We start from the raw sequence: 4,080 nt of genomic DNA on the forward strand, positions 1-4,080 counted from the left end.
CACAGCTCGCCAAGCATCACATCGAGCCCGGCTACCTTGACGAGCATGCCGATAACCTCGAGCACCTTGCCGGTCCGGGCTATGCCCTCTATCGAAAAGATTTCCTGTTCGATGGTATCGGCGAGGCCCTGCGCATCGAAGTGCGTGAGCAGAACGTCGTCGGGGGCGTTGACGTCGTACGTATGGCCGATGCGGACCATGCCGGCCGCGCGCGGCGAGCTCATCGCCAGCCCTCGTTGTTGCAGTCGTCGCCTGTATCGGCGAGTTCAGCGGTGTGGCGGTCCGCCGTTGCTTCTTCTGTTGCGGTCGCGTTTGCCAGTGCTGTGGGCCCATACGGGGAGAGTCCGTCCAGTTCGCCTGCCGTCTGCTTGAGTGCGCGCGAGACCGCAAGCCTCATCGCCCGCATTTGCGTCGCGAGGCTTGCGTCGATTACGCCGAGATCGGACTCGCACAGGCAACTGCCGGGCGCGAGCCGCTTGTCCGCGACAACCGACAGCGGAAACGGCCTGCCGAGATCGCGCCAGCGCGCGCAGAGCCGCTCGAACGCAACGGAGGCCTTGTCGCAGTCGACCGGGCTCACGGCGACGCGCAGCCAAGTCGCGCCTTCAACGATGCGGTCCACCGCCGACAGCGCCCGCTCGAACAGCTGATCGGCATGCTGCACTCGCACAATCTGCTCGACGGCCATGGTGACGATGCTCGCAATCCGCTCGCGCATTTTCAGTTGCGCCCGGCGTTGTCCGGCGCCGGCATCCGCAAGCCGCTCGACCCAGTCGGCGAGCGCACGCTGCTCACCGTCGCGGTAACCGCGCGTGCCGGCGAGCTCATACTCGTCGCGCGCGGCGGCGAAAGTGGCGTCACGATCGGCGGCGAGCTGCGCGTAAGCGGCGTCCAGTTCCATCAGCGCCCCGAAGGCGGCGGGCGGAACGACTCCGCATGTGCGCCGACATGGCCACCGCCGTGCCGCTCGCCGTGGCTGCCACTGTCCGTGCGCAGCAGCCGGTCGGATCTCAGCCAAATAGCCATTCCCACTCCGGAAACAATTCGAGAAGTTGCGCAAAGAAAAGCCCGGCGCCGCTCCCGTCGAGTTCAAGCCCACTCGTGCCGGGCCACGGCGGCAGGTCGCGCGGCAACGCAAGACGCAATAATGAGCATGGGCGAGGCGCGCAAGCATGCATCGCGGACTGTGCCGGCCCGTGCATATCCCGCACGATCAGCGCGTAGCCCTCACAGGCGAGCCGCTCTTCGTCCATCTCTTCGAGCGCAGGTAGCTGTCCATGCGCGACGAGGAGCGCCACATCGGTCGCGTTAGCCGAAACATGAGCCACCGGGGCGTGAGCCGCGCCCAGCCGCACGCCGATCCATTGCGCGAGGCGCAGGCGGCTCTGTTTGTCGATCAGCCGCCGCACTTCGGCGCGGCGCCATAGCAGCGCGCGCATGTGCAGCACGCGCAGGCCGTCGTCCACCGGCAATGCGTCGAGCACGGCGGGATCCGGCGCACGCAAGCCGTCGAACCTCGGCCTAGCCGCGCCCGCCGTATGCAACAGCGCCCGCGAACACGCGGCAAGCGAGTCGGCGTGCGCACTCGCCAGCGCTTCGCGCAGTGCATCAAATGACGCGGAGATTACGGCCGCGGACAAATCGAGCGCGGGTGCCCACCACGACGGATGTGCCCAGCGCGCGGCCTCGCTTGCATTGCGCTGCCACGCGGCAGCGGTGCGCGCAAACGGAAAGGCTGCGGTGGCCGCGATACAAGAGACCGCGCGAGGCGCCGCAGGCCCCGACGCGGAAGGCGCGGGCAGAGTCCCTCCCGGCATCACGCAGCCGAAGACGGTTTCGCTCGCCGCCATTTGCCGGCGAGCGCATTGATTCGCGCGTTAATCCGCGAATAAAACGGCGTGCTTGCGCGTCCGACCAGCATACCGCGCCGCAGCCACAGAAAGAGACTCACGGCGCCGACGAGAAATACCAGCACTGCGGGGAGGAGCGTGGGCAACCGCAATGTCTGCGCCGGCGTGGCCATTGGCAAATCGACCGGATCGGCGACTACCGCGATCACGCTTACCGCATCATAGGTCAGAGCCTCGACGCTGTGCATCACGAGCGTCTTGATCTGCGACACCAGCGTGTTCACGTCGGAATCCCGCCGGTACTTGATGAATACAGATGCCGTCGAAGGCTTCATCTGCTGCGCCAGCGGATCGTTGTTCGGCAGGACGATCTGCACGCGCGCGACTATCACGCCGTCGATCTTTGAGAGCGTCGCCGATAGCTCCTGCGACAAGCCGTAAATGAAGCGTACGCGTTCCTCCGTCGGCGTCGAAATAAGGCCATCCTTCTTGAAAAGGCTGCCCAGATCGTCGTACCGGCTGTGCGGCAGGCCGCGCTCGCGCAGCACCTGCATCGCGCGAACCAGTTGCCCGTCGTCGACCTCGAGCGTCCAAGTCTTGCCGTTGTCGGTGGTGCTTTTGGATGCGTCGACGCCCTGCTCAAGCATCGCCACCATCATTTCGTTCACATCCAGTTCTGTAAGATTACGATACAGCTCCTTCTGGCAGCCGGCCAGTGCGATGCATCCGAGCAGCGCCGCCGCGCAGATGGTGCGAGCGGCGCGCATTGTGCGAACCTCGGCCATGAGCGGCCCGGCTGCCGCATTCGTCGCTTGCGTGGTTTCTGGCATGACCTATTGATTCTTCATCAACGTTTCAACTGACGACCTCGACGATTTGACCACGCCCATCCTGGCCTCCATGTCAAGCTGCATGCTGGCGAGTTCCAGCGCCACCTTCATCGCGGCGGCGGTCATTTCCTGCCCCGACATGCTGCTTGCCTGAGAGGACAGCGCGAGCACGTCATTCACCGACCTCTGGATCGCCGCGTCCTGCGATGCGGCCATCTGCGCGATCACACTGGTACTCATATCGCCGCGATGATCTGGCGGCGCCATGCGCACGTTGCGCATCAGCGCCTCGAAGCGGTCGCCGGCCTGCTGCAGCGACGCGTCTCCGCCGGTCGCGTGCGATGCGGGCGCGGCCGCTAGCAGTGCGGCCGAGATCCGCTGGTTCGTGACAGAAAGTACCATGGTCAGCCGTTTGCGATAAGTGGTGTCTGACGACGCAGCCGTCCCGCCGGGCTCAGATGCGCAGATAGCCTTGTTGCTCGAGTGCCTGGTCCTTACTGTAGCCGGCCACGGACAGCGGCACCACGGCGGGAGGCTCCTCTTGCAGCTCGTCGTTGAGCTCGGCGACAGATGGCGGCACCTTGAAGAGGCCGCCATTGCTACAGGCTCGAATCGCCTCGCGCAGGTCGCTGCGGGCTTCGAGCGCGCGCACGAGCTGCCGCGTGTCGCGATCTGGATTCTGTGCGAGCGCCTCACTCGCACAGTGGCGCCAGCCGGCATCGCCCTTCACGGAGAGGCAGAACGCGAGTAGCGCCTTCGCATACGAGACATGCGGCGCGCTATCGATCACACGCGAGCACACATGAATCGCGCGATCCCAGTGGCCGCGCTGCATATAGAACACAGCCTCCATCGTGTCGATCTCGGCGATACGCGGGCGCAACAGACGCAATGCGTCGAGCGTCATTTCGATGTCGCATGGATCCACCTCAAGCGTCGGAAAATCATTTAGCAGCGCACACGATAATGTCTCGATCAAGCCGCCCACTATGGCCTGACTGCAGTTGAGGTAATCCGGTGTGGCGATGGCACTCATGGCGAGAAACTCCTGCTGGTGGCGGTCCAGTCGACAATGCGCGCGGCATGAAGCGTGGCGGACCAAGTGCACGACTTTGCATGAACAAAGCACTGTAATCGACACGGTACCTGCACACATCGAGCGCGACACGCGAAACACGAAACAACATAGATCTACGCGAAGCGCCGGCATCATTCGCTGCCTGTTCGCTTACCAGTTGCCTGCTTCGCATCAACGGCTCCGGTGCAAATAGATCGGCGAATCGGTTAGAGTTGTCGGACAACCGATTGCGGGTTTCAAGCAGAGGTTGTGGTGCAAATAGCGCTCAAGGATCGGTTAGAGTGTCGCCTTGACCGATTTGAGGAGCCGCGATGAACAAGCT

4 protein-coding genes and 2 pseudogenes are annotated in these 4,080 nt (G+C 64.2%); all 6 read right to left on the reverse strand.

Annotated features, from left to right (window positions below; genetic code table 11):
- Positions 1-224 (reverse strand): annotated as a pseudogene (locus tag EVC45_RS43605) (EscN/YscN/HrcN family type III secretion system ATPase); the annotation flags it as partial.
- Positions 221-1,026 (reverse strand): annotated as a pseudogene (gene sctL, locus EVC45_RS43610) (type III secretion system stator protein SctL). The pseudogenes EVC45_RS43605 and sctL, both read right to left, overlap by 4 nt.
- Positions 1,011-1,850, reverse strand: coding sequence for a type III secretion protein HrpB4 (locus EVC45_RS43615; RefSeq protein ID WP_248295522.1), 840 nt, complete (start codon positions 1,848-1,850; stop codon positions 1,011-1,013). The pseudogene sctL and the gene EVC45_RS43615 overlap by 16 nt, the downstream one beginning before the upstream one ends.
- A complete protein-coding gene (gene sctJ / locus EVC45_RS43620; protein WP_248295523.1) occupies positions 1,817-2,617 on the reverse strand; it encodes a type III secretion system inner membrane ring lipoprotein SctJ in 801 nt (266 codons plus the stop codon). The genes EVC45_RS43615 and sctJ overlap by 34 nt, the downstream gene beginning before the upstream one ends.
- A 66-nt stretch (positions 2,618-2,683) precedes the next feature.
- Complete coding sequence (locus EVC45_RS43625; protein ID WP_129964235.1) at positions 2,684-3,082, reverse strand: type III secretion protein HrpB2; 399 nt, start codon at positions 3,080-3,082, stop codon at positions 2,684-2,686.
- Between the two features lie 52 nt (positions 3,083-3,134).
- Positions 3,135-3,716 carry an HrpB1 family type III secretion system apparatus protein gene (locus EVC45_RS43630; RefSeq protein WP_129964236.1) on the reverse strand — a complete coding sequence of 194 codons (582 nt, stop codon included), beginning with the start codon at positions 3,714-3,716 and terminating at the stop codon, positions 3,135-3,137.
- Positions 3,717-4,080 lie beyond the last annotated feature (364 nt).

Origin of the sequence: Paraburkholderia sp. UYCP14C (assembly GCF_004197395.1) — a bacterium.
In the GTDB taxonomy this organism is placed as follows: Bacteria; Pseudomonadota; Gammaproteobacteria; order Burkholderiales; family Burkholderiaceae; genus Paraburkholderia.